Source organism: Micromonospora coriariae, assembly GCF_900091455.1.
Classification (GTDB): Bacteria; Actinomycetota; Actinomycetes; order Mycobacteriales; family Micromonosporaceae; genus Micromonospora; species Micromonospora coriariae.
The window spans coordinates 1,875,755-1,894,498 of record NZ_LT607412.1 but is presented as its reverse complement, the minus strand read 5'-3'; the positions used below and the strand labels follow the sequence as shown (position 1 = coordinate 1,894,498).

Here is an 18,744-nt window from a genome sequence, read left to right as displayed (position 1 = left end):
GTTCACGACGATTCGCCCTAGATCGACGCGGGCTGGGCGGCGGTGAACTGGGAGCGGTAGAGGTGGTGGTAGGGGCCGCGGGCGGTTAGCAGCTGCTCGTGGGTGCCCTGCTCGACGATGCGGCCGTTCTCCATCATCAGGATCAGGTCGGCGTCGCGGATGGTGGAAAGCCGGTGCGCGATGACGAAGCTGGTCCGGTCCGAACGCAGCGCGGCCATCGCGCGCTGGAGCAGCACCTCGGTGCGGGTGTCCACCGAGCTGGTCGCCTCGTCCAGGATCAGCAGGGACGGCTCGGCGAGGAACGCCCGGGCGATGGTGATGAGCTGCTTCTCCCCGGCGCTGACGTTGCTGCCCTCCTCGTCGATGACCGTGTCGTAGCCGTCCGGCAGGCTGCGCACGAACCGGTCCACGAAGGTGGCCCGGGCCGCGGCGAGGATCTCCTCCTCAGTCGCGTCCGGCCGGCCGTACGCGATGTTGTCGCGGATGGTGCCGCCGAAGAGCCAGGTGTCCTGGAGCACCATGCCGATCCGACCGCGCAGATCGTCGCGGCGCATGGTGGTGATGTCCACGCCGTCCAGGGTGATCCGGCCGGCGTCCAGCTCGTAGAACCGCATCACCAGGTTGACCAGTGTGGTCTTGCCGGCCCCGGTCGGGCCGACGATGGCCACCGTGTGCCCTGGCTCGGCGACCAGCGACAGGTCGTCGATCAGCGGCTTGTCCGGCTCGTACCGGAACGAGACGTGCTCGAACTCGACGCGACCGTGCGGGTCGGTGACCCGGGCGGGCTGAACCGGGTCGGGGCTCTGCTCGTCGGCGTCTAGGACCGCGAAGACCCGCTCGGCCGAGGCCACTCCGGACTGGAGCAGGTTGGCCATCGAGGCGAGCTGGGTGAGCGGCTGGGTGAACTGGCGGGAGTACTGGATGAACGCCTGCACGTCGCCGAGGCTCATCGTCCCGGAAGCCACCCGCAGCCCGCCGACCACCGCGATCGCCACGTAGCTCAGGTTTCCGATGAACATCATCGACGGCATGATGATCCCGGAGATGAACTGGGCGCCGAAGCTGGCCCGGAACAGCTCCTCGTTCTTGGCGTTGAAGGCGGCCTCCACCTCGCGCTGCCGGCCGAAGACCTTGACCAGCTCGTGACCGGTGTAGGCCTCCTCGATCTGGCCGTTCAGCTCGCCGGTGTGCTTCCACTGCGCGATGAACTGCTTCTGCGAACGCTTGGCGATGCGCTGGGTGACCAGCACCGACAGTGGCACCGCGACCAGGGCCACCAGGGCGAGCAGCGGCGAGATCCAGAACATCACGGCCAGCACGCCGATGACGGTCAGCAGCGAGGTGAGCAGCTGGCTGAGCGTCTGCTGGAGGCTGGTCGAGATGTTGTCGATGTCGTTGGTGACCCGGCTGAGCAGCTCACCCCGGGGTTGCCGGTCGAAGTACGGCAACGGCAGCCGGTTGAGCTTCTCCTCCACCTCGGCGCGCAGCCGCAGCACGGTGCGCTGGACAACCCCGTTGAGCAGCCAGCCCTGCCACCACGACAGCACGCTCGCGGCCAGGTAGAGCCCGAGCGCCAGCAGCAGAACCCGGCTCAGGGCGCTGAAGTCGATGCCCACGCCGGGCACCACGTCCATCCGGGCCAGCATGTCGGCGAAGCTGTCGTTGCCGCTGGCCCGGGCCGCGGCGACGGCCTGCTCGGCGCTGGTGCCCGCCGGCAGTTGCCGGCCGATCACCCCGTTGAAGATCAGGTCGGTGGCGTGGCCGAGGATCTTCGGTCCGGCCACGCTGAACCCGACGCTCACCACGGCCAGGGTGATGATGGCGGCCAGGTGCAGCCGGTGCGGGCGCAGCCGGCCGAGCAGCCGCCGGGCGGACGGCCCGAAGTTCATCGACTTCTCGGCGGGCATCCCGGCGCCCGCCCACGGTGGCCCGCCGCCCTGGCGGCCGGGGGGCAGCCGCTTCGGCGTCGGCCCGTCGCCGGCCGGCTTCTGCGTGGGTACGGACGCGGTCCGCGGCGCGTCGGGCTCGCTCATGCCGGCACCTCCGCCGTCTGCTGGGAGGCCACGATCTCGGCGTACGTCGGGCAGCTCTCCAGCAACTCCTCGTGTCGTCCCACTCCGACGACCCCCCCGTCCTCAAGCACGATGATCTGGTCGGCGTCGACGATCGTGGAGACCCGCTGGGCCACGATCACCACTGCGGACTGCGCGGTGACCGGCCGCAGTGCCGCCCGCAGCCGCGCGTCGGTGCCGAGGTCGAGCGCGGAGAACGAGTCGTCGAAAAGGTAGATCTCCGGCTGCCGGACCAGGGCCCGCGCGATGGCCAGGCGTTGGCGCTGCCCGCCGGAGACGGTGCTGCCACCCTGGGCGATCGGCGCTTCCAGCCCGCCGGGCATCTGGGCCACGAAGTCGCGGGCCTGGGCGATCTCCAGGGCCCGCCACAGCTCCTCGTCGGTGGCGTCCGGGTTGCCGTAGCGCAGGTTGCTGGCGACCGTGCCGGTGAACAGGTACGGACGCTGCGGCACCAGGCCGATGCGCCGCCACAGCTCGTCGGGCGCCAGTTCCCGCACGTCCACGCCGTCGACCAGCACCGCGCCGGCGGTGACGTCGACCAGGCGGGGAATGAGTGACAGCAGGGTGGTCTTGCCCGCACCGGTGCTGCCGATGATCGCGGTGGTGGTGCCGGGGGTCGCCCGGAAGGAGACGTCCCGCAACACCGGCTCGACCGCGCCCGGGTACTGGAAGCGCACCCCGCGCAGCTCCAGCTCGGCCCTGGTGGGCGGCTCGGCGACCGGCTCGGCTGCGGGAACCACAGAGGAGTCGGTGTCCAGCACCTCGACGATCCGCTCGGCGCAGACCGCGGCCCGGGGCACCATCATCAGCATGAAGGTGGCCATCATCACTGCCATCAGGATCTGCATCAGGTACTGGAGGAAGGCGGTGAGCGCGCCGACCTGGATGGCGCCGGAGTCCACCCGCTGCGCGCCGAACCAGAGCACCGCCACGCTGGAGACGTTCAGCACCAGCATGACCACCGGGAAGATCAGCGCCAGCAGTCGGCCGGTACGCAGCGCGGTAGCGGTCAGGTCGGCGTTGGCGACGCCGAAGCGGTCCGTCTCGTACGGCTCGCGGACGAAGGCGCGGACCACCCGGATGCCGGTGATCTGCTCGCGCAGCACCCGGTTGACCGTGTCGATCCGGGTCTGCATCAGCCGGAAGCCCGGCACCATCCGGCGGATGATCATGCTGAGCGCGACGGCCAGCACCGGCACGCTGACCAGCATCAGCCAGGAGAGCCCGAGATCCTCCCGGAGCGCCATCACCACACCGCCCACGCTCATGATCGGAGCGGCGACAAGCATGGTGCAGCTCATCAGCACGAGCATCTGCACCTGTTGCACGTCGTTCGTGTTGCGGGTGATCAGCGATGGTGCGCCGAACCGGGCCACCTCGCGGGCGGAGAAGCGGTTGACGTGCCCGAACAGGCTTGCGCGGACGTCTCGGCCGAAGCCCATCGCGATCCGCGCGCCCAGGTAGACCGCGGCGATCGAGCAGATGATCTGGATGAGGCTGACCAGCAGCATCCAGCCGCCGGTGCGCACGATGTAGTCGGTGTCGCCCCGGGCCACGCCCTGGTCGATGATGTCCGCGTTGAGGCTGGGCAGGTAGAGCGAGGCCATGGTGCCCACGAACTGGAGCAGCACCACCGCCAGCAGCGGTCGTTGGTAGGTGCGCAACTGGTTGCGCAACAGTCGGATCAGCACGCCGGATCCTTCGGTTCGGTAGGGCGTCCGGTCATCCGCGGGTCGTCCCCGCTGCCGATGACCTCGAGCAGGAAGTCACGGATCACCTGCGCCTTCGCCGGCTCGGCGTCGACCGAGGTGAGCGGCCTTCCGGAGTGCATCAGCGTGGTGAGCGCAGCCACCCGCTCCCGCCCGGCGGGGGTGATGGCCAGCCGGACGCTGCGTCGGTCGCTGTCGTCGCGCTGCCGCTCGACCAGCCCCTCGCGGGCCAGTGTGTCCACGATGCCGGTCAGGGTCGCCGGGCGTACGAAGCCCTTCTCGGCGACCTCGCGGTGGGGCAGTTCGCCGTGCCGGGCGAGCGTCATCAGGGTCACCATGCCGGCCTGGGTGAGGCCGTGCTCCTCGGCGAGGTAGCGGTTCCACCGCTGCCCGACGAGGTGCCCGGCCACGACCAGTAGCCGGCCGAGCGGCACATCCTTCAAGGTGACGAGTTCCACGGCAAGTAGGTTAGCCCCCTGATAGTCAGGGGCCAAACGAAATAGCCGCAGCAGTGGCTACGAACACGATCTGCAGAGCGGTGCGCTGGACGAGCGGGGTGACCGGTTGCCCGGCCAGGGTCAACTTCCGGCGGGCGGCCGAGACGTTGGCCGGGAACATCGCGAGCATCAGCAGGCCGAGCCCGACGGCGGCGAGGCGGGCGGTCGCCGGAATCAGCAGGCCGACCGCGCCGACCAGTTCCAGCACGCCGGTGACGGTGACCAGTAGCTCCGGGCGGGGCAGGCCGGGCGGGACCATCGCGATCAGGCCGGTGCGGCGCTGGCCGGCGAAGTGCGCCACGGCGGTCAGCGTGAACATCAGGGCCAGGCCGACCCGTAGTGCGGGGTGCCAGCCGTCCAGCGCGGCGACGCCGGCGAAGCCGGTCAGACGGGCCAGTGCGGTGCCGACCAGCAGGGCGATCAGGGGTGCCATCGGAATCCTCCTCGTGAACTTGTCAGTGGCAAGATTGCCTCGATGAGTGGCATCTTGTCAATGGCAAGATAGGATTCGGGCATGACCGGAACGCGCGCCTACCACCACGGCGACCTACGCAACGCCCTGCTCGCCGCCGCGGTGGAAGCGATCGAGGAGGTGGGACCGGCCGCGCTGAGCCTGCGCGACCTGGCCCGCCGAGCCGGCGTCTCGCACGCCGCGCCCGCCCACCACTTCGGCGACAAGGCCGGGTTGCTCACCGCGCTGGCCGCCCAGGGCTTCGACCTGTTGGCGCAGAAGCTGAGCGCGCCCGACAACCTGTTGGACGCCGGTGTCGCGTACGTCGACTTCGCCGTCCGGCACCGCGCGCACTTCGAGGTGATGTTCCGGCCCGAGCTCTACCGGGCCGACGACGCCGAGCTGGTCGCCGCCCGGGGACGCTCGGGCGCCGCGCTCCGTTCCGGCGTGACCGCCCTACCGGCCAACGACCCCGGCGCCGACCCCGAGCGGGACGCACTCGCCGCCTGGTCGATCGTGCACGGCTTCGCCACCCTGTGGCTCGCCGGCGCGCTGCCGCCCCGGGTCGGCGACGACCCACGCGAGGCGGCCCGCGCGGTGGTGAGCCGGCTCTTCCGCCGAGCCGACCTTGGCGACAGGTAAAGGAGCCAGAACAAGGGGTACGGCAGCGCCGCCCGATCGCGCTGAGCGAGCTGCCGCCCGCAAGGCTCACCAGCTGGTGGGCAGCGGCATCCCCTCGGTGAAGCCGGCGGCGCTCTGCACGCCGACGACCGCCCGCTCGTGGAACTGCGCCAGGTCCCGCGCGCCGGCGTAGGTGAAGGCGCTGCGTACCCCGGCGATGATCTCGTCGATCAGGTCCTCGACGCCGGGCCGGGCCGGGTCCAGGTACATCCGGGCCGAGGAGATGCCCTCCTCGAACACCGCCTTGCGGGCGCGGTCGTACGGGCTGTCATCGGCGGTACGGGCACTGACCGCCCGAGCCGAAGCCATCCCGAAGCTCTCCTTGTACCGCCGACCGTCGGCGTCGGTGTACAGGTCGCCCGGGGACTCGTAGGTGCCGGCGAACCACGAGCCGATCATCACGTTCGAGGCGCCGGCGGCGAGCGCGAGGGCCACGTCACGAGGGTGCCGTACGCCGCCGTCGGCCCAGACGTGCCGGCCGAGGTCGCGGGCCGCCGCCGAGCAGTCGAGCACGGCGGAGAACTGGGGTCGGCCCACGCCGGTCATCATCCGGGTGGTGCACATCGCCCCCGGGCCGACGCCGACCTTGATGATGTCGGCACCCGCCTCGACCAGGTCGCGTACCCCCTCGGCGGTCACCACGTTGCCGGCCGCGATCGGCACCCCCGGGTCCAGCTTGCGGACCGCCTGCAGCGCCGAGATCATCCGGGCCTGGTGGCCGTGCGCGGTGTCCACGACCAGGGTGTCCACCCCCGCCTCCAGCAGCGCGGCGGCCTTGCCGGTGACGTCCCCGTTGATCCCGACCGCGGCCGCGATACGTAGCCGACCCCGGTCGTCCACCGCCGGCGTGTAGAGCGTGGCGCGCAACGCGCCCTGACGGGTCAACACCCCGACCAGTCGGCCGTCGGCGTCCACCACCGGGGCGAGCCGGCGTCGGCCCGCGGAGAGCAGGTCGAAGCCGGTACGCGGGTCGGCGTCCGCCGGGACGGTGTGCAGCTCGGTGGACATCACGTGCCGCAACTGGGCGAACCGGTCCACGCCCATGGTGTCCGCCTCGGTGACCACGCCCATCGGCCGGCCGGCCTCGTCGACCACGATCACCGCGCCGTGCGAGCGCTTCGGCAGCAGGTGGATGGCGTCACCCACGGTCTCGGTCGGGCCCAGGGTGATCGGCGTGTCGTAGACCAGGTGCCGCTGCTTGACCCAGGCGACGACGTTCGCCACCACCTCGATCGGGATGTCCTGCGGGATCACGGCGATCGCGCCGCGCCGGGCCACCGTCTCGGCCATCCGCCGACCGGCGACAGCGGTCATGTTCGACACCACCAACGGGATGGTGGTGCCCGTGCCGTCGCCGGTGGACAGGTCGACATCGAGCCGGGAGCCCAGGTCGGAGCGGGCCGGCGCCATGAAGACGTCGGTGTAGGTCAGGTCGTGCGCGGGGACCGCGCCGTGAAGGAACTGCACCCGGCCATCATTGCTGGCCCCGGCCGCCTTCGCCCACGTCGGTGCCGCAAACCACCCCCGCGCCAATCCCCAGCACGGACAAAGTGTTAGGAAGGGCCCTTTCTTATGCACCAGGCGTTAATAAGGTGCCCTTCCTTCAGGCGATGGTGCAGATGGGGGCGCCGGCGGTGATAACGGCGCCGACCTCGGCGGAGAGTCCGCTGACCGTACCGGCCTTGTGGGCGTGCAGCGGCTGCTCCATCTTCATCGCCTCCAGCACCACCACCAGGTCGCCCTCGGCCACGGTGTCGCCGTCCGCCACCGCGATCTTGACGATCGTGCCCTGCATCGGCGAGGCGAGCGTGTCGCCACCGACCGGTGCGCCGGCCTTCGCTCCGCCACCGCGCCGGGTCGGCTTGCGGGAGGCGGGCGCCGCGGTGGTCGTACCCCCGCCGAAGCCGGCGGGGAGGCTTACCTCCAGCCGCTTGCCGCCCACCTCGACCACCACGGTGTCGCGCTCGGCCGGCGCCTCGGCGGCGCCGGCGGCGGCGGCGAACGGCGACACGGTGTTGTGGAACTCCGTCTCGATCCACCGGGTGTGCACGGTGAACGGCTCGGCGGTGAACGCCTCGTCCCGCACCACCAGCCGGTGGAACGGCAGCGCGGTGGCCATCCCCTCGAGCACCATCTCGTCCAGCGCGCGGCGGGCCCGTTCGAGGGCCTCGGCTCGCGTCTCACCGGTGATGATCACCTTGGCCAGCAGGGAGTCGAAGTTACCGCCGATCACGTCGCCGGCCGAGATCCCGGTGTCCACCCGGACGCCGGGGCCGGTGGGCAGCCGCAGGGCCGTGACGGTGCCGGGGGCGGGCAGGAAGTTGCGGCCCGGGTCCTCGCCGTTGATCCGGAACTCGATCGAGTGCCCGCGCGGCGTCGGGTCCTCGGTGCTGCGCAGCTTCTCGCCGTCGGCGATCCGGAACTGCTCGCGGACCAGGTCGACGCCGGCGGTCTCCTCGGTGACCGGGTGCTCGACCTGGAGCCGGGTGTTGACCTCCAGGAAGGAGATCGTGCCGTCCACGCCGACCAGGTACTCCACAGTGCCGGCGCCGTGGTACCCGGCCTCGCGGCAGATCGCCTTGGCACTCTCGTGGATCTGGGCCCGCTGGGCGTCGCTGAGGAACGGCGCGGGGGCCTCCTCGACCAGCTTCTGGTGCCGCCGCTGCAACGAGCAGTCCCGGGTGCCCACCACGATCACGTTGCCGTGCTGGTCGGCGAGGACCTGCGCCTCGACGTGCCGCGGCTGGTCCAGGTAGCGCTCGACGAAGCACTCGCCCCGGCCGAACGCGGCGACCGCCTCCCGGGTGGCCGACTCGAACAGCTGGGGGATCTCCTCCATGGTCCGGGCCACCTTCAGCCCGCGCCCGCCACCACCGAAGGCGGCCTTGATGGCGACCGGCAGGCCGTGGTCGACGGCGAACGCCATCACCTCGTCCGGGCTGGCCACCGGGTCCGGGGTGCCGGGGACCAGCGGCGCGCCGGCGCGCTGGGCGATGTGCCGGGCGGTGACCTTGTCACCCAGGTCGCGGATCGCTGCGGGGTGGGGCCGATCCAGGTCAGCCCGGCGTCGATGACCGCCTGGGCGAAGTCGGCGTTCTCGGACAGGAAGCCGTAGCCGGGGTGCACGGCGTCGGCGCCGGCTCGGGCGGCCACGTCGAGCAGCTTGTCGATGCGCAGGTACGTCTCGGTCGCGCTGTCCCCGCCGAGCGCGTACGCCTCGTCCGCCAGCGTGGCGTGCAGGGCGTCGCGGTCGGAGTCCGCGTACACGGCGACGCTGCCCAGGCCGGCGTCGCGGCAGGCCCGGATCACGCGGACGGCGATCTCGCCGCGGTTGGCGATGAGTACCTTGCGCACCTTCGTGGCTCCTCCCGGGCAGGTTACTGACGGGGAGTGTATCGGCCACCCTGGGAACCCTAACGATCGCTCAGTGTGGGATGCCGCACTGTGCCGCCACGGTTTAGTCAAACTTGGCTATTACGCTTGTGGTGTGTCTTCGACTCGATTGATGATCCTCGGTCTGGTGCGGTGGATGCAGCCCGTGCACGGCTACGACGTACGCCGTGAGCTGCTGAGCTGGGGTGCCGACAAGTGGGCGAACGTGCAGCCCGGCTCGATCTACCACGCCCTGCGCAAGCTCACCGAGGAAGGTCTGCTCCGCGCCGTCGCGACCGAGCAGGTCGGTGCCCGTCCGGCCCGGACCACGTACGAGGTGACGCCGGTGGGGGAGGACGAGTTCCAGGGCCTGCTGCGGGGCTTCTGGTGGGGCTTGTCCGAGCCGCTGGACCCGTTCTCCGCGGCGTTCGGCTTTCTGCCGGCGCTGCCCCGCTCCGAGGCGGCGGCGGCCCTGCGTAACCGGGCCAACCTGCTGCGCGCCAGCGTCGCCTCGATGCGGGCCTCGCTGGAGTCCGACTGGATACGCAAGAGCAAGCCGGTGCACGTCGCCTGGTTGTTCGAACTCTGGTCCGAGCGGGCGGAGGCGGAGTTGGGCTGGTGCGAGCGGATCGCGGACCGGATCGAATCCGGTGTGTCGTACCTCCCTGCTGAACTGGAGAACGCGGAGGGTTGGACCGGCTGGAACGACGGCGTGCCAGACGCGAAATAATCAACGTTGACTAAAAAAGCTATATCGCGTTAGCCTGCTGACGGCACAGCGGGGGAGTGCGCCGTTCGGCGTCGTCCCCTTCGACGGCCGGCGCGACCGGCCCGGACGACCAGGAGCAGAGATGATCGAGACCAGGGGGCTGCGGAAGTCGTTCCGCTCCCGCGCGGGTCGAGAGACGAAGACGGTGGACGCCGTGCGGGGCGTCAACCTTGAGGTCGCCGAGGGCGAGATCTTCGGCTTCCTCGGCCCGAACGGCGCCGGCAAGACCACCACGCTGCGGATGCTCGCCACGCTGATCGAGCCGGACGGCGGCGAGGCCACCATCGCCGGCGCGGACCTGCGCAAGGACCCGGCCGAGGTGCGCCGCCGGATCGGTTACGTCCCCCAGGGCGGCAGCACCTGGGACGAGTCGACCGCCCGCGAGGAGCTGGTGCTGCACGCCCGGATGTACGGCATCGGCAAGGCCGACGCGCAGCGGCGCGCCGCCCGCGCCCTGGACGCCTTCCAGCTCACCGAGTACGCCGACCGCAAGTGCAAGACCTACTCCGGCGGCCAGCGCCGGCGGGTGGAGATCGCGCTCGGCATCATCCACGAGCCGAAAATCGTCTTCCTGGACGAGCCGACCACCGGCCTCGACCCCCAGAGCCGTGCGCACATGTGGGACGAGATCCGGCGGCTGCGCCGGGACGGGATGACCGTCTTCATCACCACCCACTATCTCGACGAGGCCGACGCGCTCTGCGACCGGATCGCGATCATGGACAACGGCGAGGTGGTGGCCGAGGGCACTCCGGCCGAGCTCAAGCGGGAGATCTCCGGCGACGTGGTGCTGGTCGGCCTCGACCTGGCCGCCACCCCGCAGGCAGCCCAGTCGCTCGACGGCGAGCCGTACGTCAACAAGCTGGAGACCGTCGACGAGGGCGGCCTGCGCCTCTACGTGGACGAGGGCGCCGTCGCCATCCCGCAGGTGCTGCGCAGACTCGACAACGCCGGGCTCGACCTGCGCTCGATCGAGCTGCACCGGCCCAGCCTGGACGACGTCTTCCTGACCAAGACCGGCCGCTCGCTGCGCGAGTCCTGACCACCCGGAGACGACTCATGAAATTCGCCCGTGACACCTGGCTGATCTTCCAGCGGCAGACCCAGCTCCTGCTGCGCAACCCGGTGTGGGTCTTCGTCGGCGTCTTCCAGCCGGTGATGTACCTGCTGCTCTTCGCCCCGCTGCTCAAGCCGGCGCTGAACGCGCCAACCCAGGCCGCCGCCTACAAGATCTTCGTACCCGGCCTGCTGGTGCTGCTGGCCATCTTCGGTGGCCTGTTCCAGGGCTTCGGCCTGATCGCCGAGCTGCGCGCCGGGGTCATCGAACGCTCCCGGGTCACCCCGATCAGCCGGCTCGCCCTGCTGCTCGGCCGCTCGCTGCGCGACGTGGTCTCGCTCATCGTGCAGGCGGTCATCATCACCCTGCTGGCGCTCCTGTTCGATCTGCGGGTGTTCATCGGGGACCTGCTGCTCGCGTACCTGATGCTCGCCCTGATCGCGTTGATGACCTCGGCCGTCTCGTACGGCGTCGCACTCAAGGTCAAGAGCGAGGACGCGCTTGCCCCGCTCATGAACACGGTGGCGCAGCCGGTGCTGCTGCTCTCCGGCATCCTGCTGCCGCTGACCTTCGCGCCCGGCTGGTTGCAGGCCATCGCCGACTGGAACCCGTTCTCCTGGGCGGTCGACGGCACCCGGGCGCTGTTCGCCGGCGACCTCGCCAGCGACAAGGTCTGGCAGGGCCTGACCATCACCGCGGTGCTCGCCGCAGCGGGGGTCGTCTGGGCCGCACGCCAGTTCGCCCGCAGCGTCCGCTGACGCTCACTTTCCAGGATGTCGGGGTGTCCTTCACGCGAGGACACCCCGACATCCGCGTTCAACGGTTGCCTGCGTTCAGCGCACCCGGGCGAGGGTCAGGCCGTCCGCGACCGGCAGCATCACCGGGTCCACCCGTACGTCGGCCAGAACCTCGTCGTTGAAGGCGGCGATGGCCCGGTCGGCCTCGTTCTGCGGTGCGATCACCCGACCGCCGCGCAGCACGTTGTCGACGGCGATCACCCCGCCGGGGCGCATCCGGGGCACCAGCTCAGCCCAGTAGACCGGATAGCCGGTCTTGTCCGCGTCGATGAAGGCGAAGTCCAGGTACCGCTCGTGCGGCAGCTCCCGCAGCCGGTCGCCGGCCGGGCCGATACGCAGATCGATCCGGTCCTGCACGCCGGCACGAGCCCAGTAGCGCCGGGCGATGCCGGTGAACTCCTCGGAGATGTCGAAGCAGGTCAACTGCCCACCCTCGGGCAACCCGCGGGCGATCGCCAGCGACGAGAGCCCGGTGAACGTGCCGACCTCGACGGCCTGCCGCGTGTCGAGCAGCCGGGTGAGGAAGGTCAGGAACGCGGCCTGTTCCGGAGCCACCTGCATCGTGGCGTGCTCCGGCAGCACCGACCGGGTCTCCTCGGCCAGGTCCCGAATGATCTCGTCCGGCGGGGCGCCGTGCGCCACCAGGTAAGCGTGCAGCTCGTCCGTGAGCGGGATCGATTTGGTGGTCATGACCGGACGTTACCGAGCGGCTCGACCGACTGGCCGCCCGGCGCGACCTTCGTCCACAGATCCGTGATCCGCAGGTCCAACTCGGCGAGGAGCCGGCGCAGCAGCGGCATCGACAATCCGATCACCGTCCCCGGGTCACCCTCGATCCGCTCCACGAACGGCCCGCCCAGCCCGTCGATGGTGAACGCGCCGGCCACGGCCAGCGGCTCGCCACTGGCCACGTAGGCGGCGATCTCTTCGTCACTGATGTCGGCGAAATGGACGGTGGTCGAAGCCACCGCCTCGGCGCGCCGCCCGGCGACAACGTCGATCAGACAGTGCCCGCTGTGCAGGACGCCGCTGCGCCCCCGCATGCGCTGCCAGCGCCGGGTGGCGTCCGCCGGATCCGCCGGCTTTCCGAGGATCTCCCCGTCGAACGCGAGCACCGAGTCGCAGCCGATCACCAACGTCCGCTGGTCACTCGCCGGGCTCAGCCGGGTCAGCACAGCCTGTGCCTTGAGTCGCGCCAACTCCAGGCACAGCTCCTCGGCCCGATCGGTCACGACCAGAGATTCGTCCACCCCGCTGACCAGCACGTCCGGCTCGATGCCGGCGGCCTGGAGCGACTTGCGACGGGCAGGGCTCGCCGAGGCGAGCACGAGGCGGAGCGGCAGGGATGCAGACACCCGACCGACGTTACCGGCTCGCCACCCCGGCCACGACCATCCGACCCACGCGCTCCCGCTCGACGCTCGTCGCTCGTCGCTCGGCGCTCGGCGTTCGTCTCGGGGTTGATCCACTCCACATCACCGACATCGCGCTTTCCCATCGCGCGGACACCCCCACATCGCCGACCTTGAGTCGATCACCCGGGCCGCCGGCCTCGATCGACTCGGCTTCGCTGATACCGGGCTGTCCCAGCGCCGAGGACACCGCGACACCACCGAACCCGAGTCGATCACGGGTCGTCGACCTGTCAGCGACTGATACGGGGCGGCGGATCGTCGTCCCGCCGCCTTCGCCGCACCACCAGCGCCCACCCGACACCGGCAGCCACGATCACCCCGAGGGTGGCCAGACCACGTGTGGTCCTGCCGCCGCCGCCGTTGTCCGGCTGGGCGCCGGCCGTCGTGGTCGGGCCACCGTCGGCCGGCGCGCTCGCCGACTCGAACCCCAACGGGGGTACGTCCGCCGTCAGCGCCGCCACGAGATCGATCACGCCATAGCCGTACTCGTCGTCGCGCCCCGGCGGACCCTTGTCTATGGCGGTGGCGGTCAGGCGGTGCGCCACCTCCTGCGCGGGCAGGTAGGGGTACTTCGACCTGATCAAGGCCGCCGCCCCCGCCACGATCGCCGTCGCGCTCGAGGTCCCCGTGCCCTTCGAGTACTTTCCGTCGTAGCTGGTGCTGTAGATGTCGACCGCAGGTGCTACTACGTCGACTTCCGGTCCAGTCACCGAGACAGCCGCATGCTTTCCCGTCCGATCGACGCCACCTACGGCGATTACCCCAGTCTCGCTGGCCGGGTATCGCACACTGGCGTCCGGCGGCCGATTACCCGCTGCGGCAACAACGATAATATTGGCGTCCTGCGCAACCTTTAACGCTTGCTGAAGCCGCACGCTGGCTCCTGCAACGGCGGAAATACTTATGACATCGGCGCCTCTCGCGACGGCAAACTCGATAGCGGCGGCCAGTGCATCAGGATCACCCTGGCCGTCAAGCGGTGTGTCAAGTATTGGAAGAATCTCTGCCTTCGGAGCAATGCCGAGGGCACCTTGGTTGTTCGGCCTCCCGTGAGCAGCTATGAGGCCCGCCATTGAGGTCCCATGGCTGTCTCGATCTTGGCGACCGTCGCCGCTACCTCCGGGAATTACATCGGTGCCGCTCAGGAGGTTTTCGCGTAGGTCGGGATGAGGATCTACCCCTGTGTCCGGGACCGCTACGACTACCCCAGATCCTTGACTTACTGAATGGACCTGCTGGATACGTAGGAACGGGAGATGCCACTGGTCATCGCGTACAAGGTCTGCGTCTGATGGCGCCGCGACCGCGCTCGCCGGCAGCAGGGTGGTGGCTAGGGCCAGCTTAAGGATGCTGACTCGGAGCCGCCTAATCATCTGTTAAAACCGATAGCCGGACCAGGGTCGATTGGATCGTCTCTGTCCGGAGGGAGGACCACGGGAGGAACGCCTTGGTCCACCTCCCATGGGTGGTCCGGGTCCCAACGGCGGGGGGGCTCGGCTCCATCCCCGGGCCGTACTTCCGGCCGACCGGCGCTTCCACGTGACCCAGGTGCCCCGCCGATCGGGAGGCTGCTCGGGGTCCCACCGAAGCTGCGGCCCCCACCGGGCCGAGTTCCTGCTGCTCCAGTTGGTGCAGTGCCGGCACCGCCGCCGCCAATGACACCGCCAATGGGATTCACCCTTCTCGGGGAACCCGAGTTGTTGATGGGCTGCCCCGGGCTAAGGCCTGGTGTCCCTCCGATCAAGCCTCCAGCAGAAGGGGCAGAGCGAGTGGGCAGTGTGGGATGGGGGGATTTACCATCGAAACCCCCGCTGACCGGCTTTCCCGTTGTCCCCGGCTGGGTTGTCCGCAGAGGCGGCGATGACGATAGGCCCGCGGATACCCCTGGCGGCTTGGGTGTTAGCCCAAGTTCGATAGCGGCTGGCGGGCCAACCGTGCCTGGGGTTTGGGTGCTGGGAGGGGTTGTGATGACGGGTGTCGGGACTAATCCGGATGCGGCTCCGCCGAGTACAGGGCCTATCCCCGACGCTGCGGGTACCGGCACTGGCCGTCCGGCACTGGCGCTGGGGGCGTGAGCGGTGGCACGGGTAGAAAGCGGCACCGGCACGATCGGGGGAATAGCGGGCGCGGCGTAACCGCCATACACATCGGGGTCGTCCGGCTGCCTTGCAATCTTCGGCATTGCGGGTGGTTTTTGGAGGGTGGCTTGGGCTTGTTGGAGTTCGCCGCTGAGGTTGAACATCATGCCCCGCGCCCGCGTGTTCAGCCCTTCCAGTTCGGCGTCGGTCACCGGCGACTGCGTAACCCGGCTGCCCATGACCGCTTTCGGATCGGCGGCCGTCGCCTCGTACGCCTGCTTCTGCCGGAGCTTGGTCGCGTACTCCTCATGAACCTTGCGAAGTTCGGCGCGGGTGGTGCCGATGGCCTGCGTGGCGGCGGAGAGCGCGGTGTAGTTGGCGGCGGCGGCGTCGTGGGTGTGCCGCACCTTGTCGATCAGCTCATCGAGTTGGGCGAGGTACGTGCGGGAGGCAGCGCTGGTGTCGGGCGGCCACGCCTCGGCGAGCCCGCGCCGGTACTCCTGGAGTCGGCCGAGGTGGATCTGGGCCAGGTCGCAGACCTTGCGCCAGCCGGCGACCTGCTTCCAGTGGTTGGCGGTGTCGTGGTCCTGCAGGCAGGCCCACATGCTGTTGACGTCCATCAGTTGCCAGTCGGTGACGCCGGAGGTGCGGCCGCTGCCCCGTTCGATCACGGCAGCACCACCGGCCTGTCCCCGTCGGGGCCGGTCGGGTCGGGCAGCATCGGGGTCGGGCCTCCGGGCAGGACGGTCCCCGGGTCGGCGAGTGCCCGCTGCACGTCCACGACGCGGGCGGCGGAGAAGGCGTCGGCATCGGAGTACCGGGTGGCGACCCGGTCGGCGACGGCGGCCAGGTGGCCGGTGGCGCCTCGGACGGCGTACACCATGTCGGCGGTGGCCTGCTGCGTCTCGTGGTGCGCCTGCAGGAAGGTGACCAGCTCGATGAAGGCGTCACACGGGTTGGGCAGTTGCGCGGACATGTCGTCGGCGATGTACGACAGGTGTGGCGCGTAGTTGCTCTCGACCTCCGCGGCGAGCCGGTCGGCGAACTCCCGGAGCTGGCGGATGTCGGCCTCGATGCCGCCGTAGTTGCGCAGCCAGGGGGTTGGCCGGTCCTCTTCGGGGATCATCGATCCTCCCTACCCGTCACGGCACCGTTTCCCTGAGTGAGGTTAACGGCTGGGAGCGACACTGGCAGCCCCCGCACGGCGGGTCGGGTCAGCGGGGCAGACCGGCGGAGCGCCATCCGCCCGGGCGGGCCGTCGGCGCCGCGCCGGCCGGTCGACCGCTGCGAGCCCAGGCCGACGTAGCCACCGGCGCGGGGGCGGCGGCCGGGCGGGACCGGACGACGATCGCCCCCACGAGGGCGGCCAGTTCCTCGGCGGTGGGCACGCCGCGGACGACCCGGAACAACGGCTCTTCGGCAGACATGACGCCAGGGTACGCGTCGGGAAGTTACCGGGAACGCAGAGTGGCGTGCCGGCGGTGTGACGATCGGCGCGTCCGGGTACCGTCTCACCGATGTCGAACGCGCTTCCCCACCTTGTCGCTGACCGATACCGGCTTCTGTCGCCGCTCGGCCAGGGCGGCATGGGTCGGGTGTGGAAGGCGCGCGACGAGGTGTTGCACCGGGACGTCGCCATCAAGGAGTTGGTGCCGCCGCCCGGCCTCACCGACGAGGAACGCCGCGAGATGCGGGAGCGTTCGCTGCGCGAGGCCCGGGCGATCGCCCGGCTCAACCACGTCAATGTGGTCCGCATCTTCGATGTGCTGCGTACCGACGGCGATCCGTGGATCGTCATGGAGTACGTGGCGTCGAAGTCGTTGCAGGACACTCTCGCCGAGGACGGGCCGGTGTCGGCGGCTCGCGCGGTCGAGATCGGCCTCGGCGTGCTGGGTGCCCTCAACGCCGCGCACAAGGCCGGCGTCATGCACCGCGACGTCAAGCCGGGCAACGTGCTGCTCGGCGACGACGGCCGGGTGGTGCTGACCGATTTTGGTCTCGCCACCATCCCGGGCGACCCGAACGTCACCCGCACCGGCATGGTCCTGGGTTCGCCCGCGTACATCTCTCCGGAGCGTGCCCGGGAGGGCACGGCCGGGCCGGAAGCCGACCTGTGGTCGCTGGGCGCGACGCTCTATGCGGCGGTCGAGGGCAAGTCGCCGTACGCGCGGCCGTCGGCGATCGCCACGCTGGCCGCGCTGGCCACCGAGCCGATGCCGCCGCCCAAGAACGCCGGCCCGCTCAAGCCGGTGCTCAACGGCCTGCTGCGCAAGGACCCGAACGAGCGGATCAACGCCGAGGTGGCGGAGCGGCTGTTGCGCCGCGCCGGTGGCAAGCGGGCGCGCAGCATTTCGCTGCTGGATGGCGTACGCCGGCCTGGGCCGAACGGCCCGCGCGAGCCGCGCCCGCCGCTCGTGCCGGCCCCGCGCCCCGCCGAGGAGCGCGCCGACCGCCCGGTGTCACCGCCGGCCCCGCGGACCCCGCCGGCCGCCGCGGCCGTCACGTCCGCGAGTGACGCCACTCCGACGGCGGTTGTGCCCTCCGGTGCGGACGCCGAGCCGACCGCGCTGGTGCCGGCCGAGCCGACCGCCACGATCGACCGCCCGGACACCGCCGAGGCCGACCCGACGGCGAAGGTGACGGCCGCGGGCGACGCACCCGCCGACGGTACGACGAAGGCCGGCGACGAGCCGACCGAGGTCGACGGTCCGCCGGTCGCGCCGGAACAGCGCAGGCCCCCGACTCCCACGTCGGTGATGCCCCCGGTCAGCCCCGCCGGGCGCGCGGCTGTGCCGCTGTCGGACGGTACGAAGCCGAACAACACCCGACGCAACCTGCTGATCGGGGCCGTGGTGGCCCTGCTACTGATCGGCCTCGTGGTGATCGTGCCGCTGCTCACCAAGGGCGAGGGCGACGGCGACAAGAGCCCGCAGGCCGGCCCGACCGCGGCTGGCGCGACCACGGCGCCGCCACAGACCACGGCTCCGGCGGTGCCTCCGCCCGCCGCCGGCGCGCCCAGTCCGACGCCGTCGGCCAGTGCGTCGGTCGACCCGAACGCGCTGCCGGCGGGCTGGAAGCTGCACAAGGACCCGGCCGGCTTCGCTCTGCCGATTCCTGACGGTTGGGTACGTCGGCAGGCCGACGGCAGCACCGTTCTGTTCGACCAGTCCAACGGGCCGGGTGAGCTGCTCGTGCAGTGGACCAACACGCCGAAGGACGACGCGGTCAAGGACTGGCAGGCGCAGGAGCCGAGCCGCAAGAGTCGCGTCAACAACTACCAGTACCTCAGCATCAAGCCCTGCGACTTCTGGAAGACCTGCGGCGACTGGGAGTGGCTGGAGACCCGGGACGGGACCCGCATCCACGTCCGCAACCGCGGCTTCGTCACCGCCACCAACCGCGGCTACGCCCTGCGGTGGGAGATCGCGGAGAAGGACTGGCAGGCCAACCTGCCGAACTTCGACCGGATCGCCAAGGGCTTCGTGCCCGACCGCCAGGACTGAACGCCGGCGGGAGATCCATTCGCATGACCTTGCGTCGTCCGGGGTATCTGACCTTCGACGACGGAAGGAGGTACGACATGGGTTACCGACGGAGGGATGCCCGGCCCCGGCTGGCACTGTGGATGCTGGTGGCGCTCGGCGACGCGGTCCTGCTGCTGGTCAGCGCGGGAATCTGGGCCCTCATCGCGCTGCTCAGCGTCGTGACCGTTGCCGTCTGCGGGGTGGCTGCCTGGCGATTGACCCGGCGGAGCGCTCTGGCCAGTGAGGACACTCCGATGGTGGTGCCGGCGATGAGCCGACGGCGGGTCTGACCCGTACCGGTGGTGTGGCGGCAGCCGGACCG

16 protein-coding genes and 1 pseudogene are annotated in these 18,744 nt (G+C 70.6%); 6 read left to right on the top strand and 11 right to left on the bottom strand.

What is annotated here, in order from left to right; translation table 11 throughout:
* Nucleotides 1–17 precede the first annotated feature (17 nt).
* From GA0070607_RS08775 to GA0070607_RS08760, 4 genes are read right to left on the bottom strand one after another with little or no spacing between them, the layout of a single operon-like run.
* Entirely contained in the window at nt 18–2,033 is a 2,016-nt protein-coding gene (locus GA0070607_RS08775) for an ABC transporter ATP-binding protein (RefSeq protein WP_089017752.1), read from the bottom strand.
* Nucleotides 2,030–3,763 carry an ABC transporter ATP-binding protein gene (locus GA0070607_RS08770; protein ID WP_089017751.1) on the bottom strand — a complete coding sequence of 578 codons (1,734 nt, stop codon included), beginning with the start codon at nt 3,761–3,763 and terminating at the stop codon, nt 2,030–2,032. Before GA0070607_RS08770 ends, GA0070607_RS08775 begins: the two co-directional genes overlap by 4 nt.
* The gene (locus GA0070607_RS08765) at nt 3,757–4,239 is read right to left on the bottom strand and encodes a MarR family winged helix-turn-helix transcriptional regulator (RefSeq protein WP_089017750.1); all 483 of its coding nucleotides are present in this window, start codon (nt 4,237–4,239) and stop codon (nt 3,757–3,759) included. Before GA0070607_RS08765 ends, GA0070607_RS08770 begins: the two co-directional genes overlap by 7 nt.
* A 25-nt stretch (nt 4,240–4,264) precedes the next feature.
* Nucleotides 4,265–4,711, bottom strand: a complete 447-nt coding sequence (locus GA0070607_RS08760; RefSeq protein ID WP_089017749.1) for a DoxX family protein — start codon at nt 4,709–4,711, stop codon at nt 4,265–4,267.
* Nucleotides 4,712–4,792: 81 nt separating this feature from the next.
* Here GA0070607_RS08760 and GA0070607_RS08755 point away from each other — a divergent pair, with 81 nt between their 5' ends.
* Nucleotides 4,793–5,371, top strand: coding sequence for a TetR/AcrR family transcriptional regulator (locus GA0070607_RS08755; protein ID WP_089017748.1), 579 nt, complete (start codon nt 4,793–4,795; stop codon nt 5,369–5,371).
* A gap of 66 nt (nt 5,372–5,437) precedes the next feature.
* Here GA0070607_RS08755 and GA0070607_RS08750 read toward each other — a convergent pair whose 3' ends face one another.
* Together GA0070607_RS08750 and GA0070607_RS08745 are read right to left on the bottom strand one after the other, a co-directional pair.
* A complete protein-coding gene (locus GA0070607_RS08750; RefSeq protein WP_089017747.1) occupies nt 5,438–6,877 on the bottom strand; it encodes a GuaB1 family IMP dehydrogenase-related protein in 1,440 nt (479 codons plus the stop codon).
* Between the two features lie 136 nt (nt 6,878–7,013).
* Nucleotides 7,014–8,764: pseudogene (locus GA0070607_RS08745) on the bottom strand (acetyl/propionyl/methylcrotonyl-CoA carboxylase subunit alpha).
* Nucleotides 8,765–8,912: 148 nt separating this feature from the next.
* On the opposite strand from GA0070607_RS08745, the gene GA0070607_RS08740 reads away from it, so the two are divergent.
* The 3 genes from GA0070607_RS08740 (at nt 8,913) to GA0070607_RS08730 (ending at nt 11,366) form a co-directional block, all read left to right on the top strand.
* A complete protein-coding gene (locus tag GA0070607_RS08740; RefSeq protein ID WP_089017746.1) occupies nt 8,913–9,512 on the top strand; it encodes a PadR family transcriptional regulator in 600 nt (199 codons plus the stop codon).
* Nucleotides 9,513–9,633: 121 nt separating this feature from the next.
* Entirely contained in the window at nt 9,634–10,593 is a 960-nt protein-coding gene (locus GA0070607_RS08735) for an ATP-binding cassette domain-containing protein (protein WP_089017745.1), read from the top strand.
* A 17-nt stretch (nt 10,594–10,610) separates the two neighbouring features.
* Entirely contained in the window at nt 10,611–11,366 is a 756-nt protein-coding gene (locus tag GA0070607_RS08730) for an ABC transporter permease (RefSeq protein ID WP_089017744.1), read from the top strand.
* Nucleotides 11,367–11,441: 75 nt separating this feature from the next.
* On the opposite strand, the gene GA0070607_RS08725 is transcribed toward GA0070607_RS08730, so the two are convergent.
* The 5 genes from GA0070607_RS08725 to GA0070607_RS08700 all read right to left on the bottom strand — a co-directional run bounded on the left by GA0070607_RS08725 (nt 11,442) and on the right by GA0070607_RS08700 (nt 16,325).
* A complete protein-coding gene (locus GA0070607_RS08725; RefSeq protein ID WP_089017743.1) occupies nt 11,442–12,095 on the bottom strand; it encodes an O-methyltransferase in 654 nt (217 codons plus the stop codon).
* Nucleotides 12,092–12,760, bottom strand: coding sequence for a Maf family protein (locus tag GA0070607_RS08720; protein ID WP_089017742.1), 669 nt, complete (start codon nt 12,758–12,760; stop codon nt 12,092–12,094). The genes GA0070607_RS08725 and GA0070607_RS08720 overlap by 4 nt, the downstream gene beginning before the upstream one ends.
* A 290-nt stretch (nt 12,761–13,050) precedes the next feature.
* The gene (mycP, locus tag GA0070607_RS08715; RefSeq protein WP_089017741.1) at nt 13,051–14,193 is read right to left on the bottom strand and encodes a type VII secretion-associated serine protease mycosin; all 1,143 of its coding nucleotides are present in this window, start codon (nt 14,191–14,193) and stop codon (nt 13,051–13,053) included.
* A gap of 1,372 nt (nt 14,194–15,565) precedes the next feature.
* Nucleotides 15,566–16,024, bottom strand: a complete 459-nt coding sequence (locus tag GA0070607_RS08705) for a hypothetical protein (protein WP_089017739.1) — start codon at nt 16,022–16,024, stop codon at nt 15,566–15,568.
* Nucleotides 16,025–16,112: 88 nt separating this feature from the next.
* Nucleotides 16,113–16,325 (bottom strand): acyl-CoA carboxylase subunit epsilon, encoded by a 213-nt coding sequence (locus GA0070607_RS08700; protein ID WP_089017738.1) that lies wholly within the window; start codon nt 16,323–16,325, stop codon nt 16,113–16,115.
* 90 nt (nt 16,326–16,415) lie between these two features.
* On the opposite strand from GA0070607_RS08700, the gene GA0070607_RS08695 reads away from it, so the two are divergent.
* Together GA0070607_RS08695 and GA0070607_RS08690 are read left to right on the top strand one after the other, a co-directional pair.
* Nucleotides 16,416–18,401 (top strand): serine/threonine-protein kinase, encoded by a 1,986-nt coding sequence (locus GA0070607_RS08695; RefSeq protein WP_089017737.1) that lies wholly within the window; start codon nt 16,416–16,418, stop codon nt 18,399–18,401.
* A gap of 77 nt (nt 18,402–18,478) precedes the next feature.
* A complete protein-coding gene (locus GA0070607_RS08690; RefSeq protein ID WP_089017736.1) occupies nt 18,479–18,712 on the top strand; it encodes a hypothetical protein in 234 nt (77 codons plus the stop codon).
* The last annotated feature ends 32 nt before the right edge of the window (nt 18,713–18,744 follow it).

Excerpts from the sequence above, each read along its gene's own strand:
- GA0070607_RS08775 (WP_089017752.1), bottom strand. The coding sequence starts at position 2,033 with ATGAGCGAGCCCGACGCGCCGCGGACCGCGTCCGTACCCACGCAGAAG.
- GA0070607_RS08760 (WP_089017749.1), bottom strand. The coding sequence starts at position 4,711 with ATGGCACCCCTGATCGCCCTGCTGGTCGGCACCGCACTGGCCCGTCTG.
- GA0070607_RS08755 (WP_089017748.1), top strand. The coding sequence starts at position 4,793 with ATGACCGGAACGCGCGCCTACCACCACGGCGACCTACGCAACGCCCTG.
- GA0070607_RS08735 (WP_089017745.1), top strand. The coding sequence starts at position 9,634 with ATGATCGAGACCAGGGGGCTGCGGAAGTCGTTCCGCTCCCGCGCGGGT.
- GA0070607_RS08730 (WP_089017744.1), top strand. The coding sequence starts at position 10,611 with ATGAAATTCGCCCGTGACACCTGGCTGATCTTCCAGCGGCAGACCCAG.
- GA0070607_RS08725 (WP_089017743.1), bottom strand. The coding sequence starts at position 12,095 with ATGACCACCAAATCGATCCCGCTCACGGACGAGCTGCACGCTTACCTG.
- mycP (WP_089017741.1), bottom strand. The coding sequence starts at position 14,193 with ATGATTAGGCGGCTCCGAGTCAGCATCCTTAAGCTGGCCCTAGCCACC.
- GA0070607_RS08705 (WP_089017739.1), bottom strand. The coding sequence starts at position 16,024 with ATGATCCCCGAAGAGGACCGGCCAACCCCCTGGCTGCGCAACTACGGC.
- GA0070607_RS08700 (WP_089017738.1), bottom strand. The coding sequence starts at position 16,325 with ATGTCTGCCGAAGAGCCGTTGTTCCGGGTCGTCCGCGGCGTGCCCACC.
- GA0070607_RS08695 (WP_089017737.1), top strand. The coding sequence starts at position 16,416 with ATGTCGAACGCGCTTCCCCACCTTGTCGCTGACCGATACCGGCTTCTG.
- GA0070607_RS08690 (WP_089017736.1), top strand. The coding sequence starts at position 18,479 with ATGGGTTACCGACGGAGGGATGCCCGGCCCCGGCTGGCACTGTGGATG.